Origin of the sequence: Actinomyces sp. HMSC065F12 (genome assembly GCF_001814535.1) — a bacterium.
Classification (GTDB): Bacteria; Actinomycetota; Actinomycetes; order Actinomycetales; family Actinomycetaceae; genus Pauljensenia; species Pauljensenia radingae_A.
Window position 1 is genome coordinate 1 of sequence record NZ_KV816975.1, and the last position, 817, is coordinate 817.

The 817-nt window shown below is 59.6% G+C and carries 2 protein-coding genes; both read right to left on the bottom strand.

Annotated features, from left to right (window positions below):
- Positions 1 to 135: 135 nt before the first annotated feature.
- Positions 136 to 474 carry a type VII secretion target gene (locus HMPREF2975_RS05210; protein ID WP_074026186.1) on the bottom strand — a complete coding sequence of 113 codons (339 nt, stop codon included), beginning with the start codon at positions 472 to 474 and terminating at the stop codon, positions 136 to 138.
- Positions 471 to 812: a YbaB/EbfC family nucleoid-associated protein gene (locus tag HMPREF2975_RS13070; protein ID WP_083314432.1), complete on the bottom strand. Its 342-nt coding sequence runs from the start codon at positions 810 to 812 to the stop codon at positions 471 to 473. Before HMPREF2975_RS13070 ends, HMPREF2975_RS05210 begins: the two co-directional genes overlap by 4 nt.
- Positions 813 to 817: the final 5 nt, after the last annotated feature.

Here is an 817-nt window from a genome sequence, read left to right on the forward strand (position 1 = left end):
ACAGCAGCGAACGCAGCCATACCGCCACTGACCCAGCTGCCTGAATTGAACGCGCCAACCAGCTGCTCGCCGTCTTCAAGAAGAAACGTGCCGGCAAGCGGGCTGGTCGAGTCCTGACGCTGCGCCACCAAAGGATTAGCCACGCCGACCTCGCTTCCCCCACACGCTCACCTCATTGTTGAAGGAGCGTGCCAGCTCGTCTTCGTGAGCAGTAAAATCCTCCACAGCAATACCCAGCTGACTGCACAGCCGGTCCAACGCGCTCGACGCGCTTGACAGCGCGTCACGCGCCTGACCTTCCACGAGCGACAGGGGCGGGACCAAAAAAGGCGAACACAACACGCCGAACGCGCCATCACCCACACCGACCTGAACGGACGCATCACGGGCCATCTGAATTCCCTGCCCCACGTGAGCGACATGACACCGGTGCTCATCAAGCTGGTCAGTGTTAATACGCAGATCACCAGTCATTGGTCCGCAAGCTTTCGCACAGTCGGCGAATCAGCACCGAAGATCTCTGAGGCCACAGCAACCATCTGGGTGCGCACATCGCTCAACGCTGCCCTGTACGCCTCCATCACGCTGGAAGTCAACTGGCTTTTCGACAAGGTCGACACCTGGGCGGCGAACTCAATCCTGTCAAGATGACCACTGTGATCCACATGCACCGTGACAATACGATCACGGCTCGAACCACTCCCACACGTATCCTCAGCCCGGCGCTGAAAACTCACCGCCGCTTGGGCATGACGCTCAGCGCCCGCCACCTGACAGTCAACCGCATCATGCGCCCCATCAAATTCATCCACACAAC

Excerpts from the sequence above, each read along its gene's own strand:
- HMPREF2975_RS05210 (WP_074026186.1), bottom strand. The coding sequence starts at position 474 with ATGACTGGTGATCTGCGTATTAACACTGACCAGCTTGATGAGCACCGG.